The 823-nt window shown below is 34.6% G+C and carries 1 protein-coding gene; it reads left to right on the forward strand.

Annotation, left to right across the window (positions count from 1 at the left end; translation table 11 throughout):
* On the forward strand, window positions 1-620 hold a 620-nt coding region (locus AC1DRF_RS30380; RefSeq protein WP_477742614.1), incomplete at its 5' end, for a class I SAM-dependent methyltransferase.
* Window positions 621-823: the final 203 nt, after the last annotated feature.

Raw genomic sequence — 823 nt, forward strand, 5'->3', positions numbered from 1 at the left:
CTTGTAAGCCTGTTCCACATAACTGGTTTATTCCATTTAAAAAAGCAAAAATATTGGGACTTGCTAGTGAAGGAGGACAGCAATGCCCAGTCTTTGCAGCGCAGCATGCAGAAGTTACAGTGTTTGACTACTCTGATAAACAATTAGAATTAGAAAAAATGGTGTCCGCTAGAGAAGGCTATTCTATTGATTTAGTTAAAGGCGATATGAGTAAGACATTTCCCTTTGAAGATGAGACGTTCGATATGATTTTTAATCCCGTATCAAACTGCTATATTCAAGATGTTGAACACGTTTGGCAAGAATGTTTTAGAGTTCTTAAAAAAGGTGGCGTTCTGCTATCTGGCTTTGCAAACCCTGCTCTCTATTTATTTGGAGAAGATGAGAAAGAATTACAAGTAGTTCATAAATTACCTTATGACGGAACTAAAAGTACGATAGAAAATGATGAAGAACTTATAAAGAATGGCGGTGCACAGTTTAGTCATTCTTTAGAAACTCAAATTGGGGGACAGCTAAAAGCTGGATTCACTCTACAAGCTCTTTATGAAGATCATCACCACAAAGGGAGAATCACTGAATATATGCCTTGTTATCTGGCAACTAAATCCATTAAATAATAGTTGGTTATCATGTTGAATGAGTTACCTCAACTTTTTCTAACAGACGATCAAAGGGGACAAGCAATTTTGTTCATTACTATACTAGCCGAATAGATTAAAAAAATACATTTTAGAAAAGAGATTTCCACCTAAACATAAGACAATAGAAAACTTTTTCTATTGTCTTATGTTATGAGTTTGATTCTTCATTTGGATAAAGA

The sequence above is a fragment of the Priestia sp. P5_B4 genome (assembly GCF_056400385.1).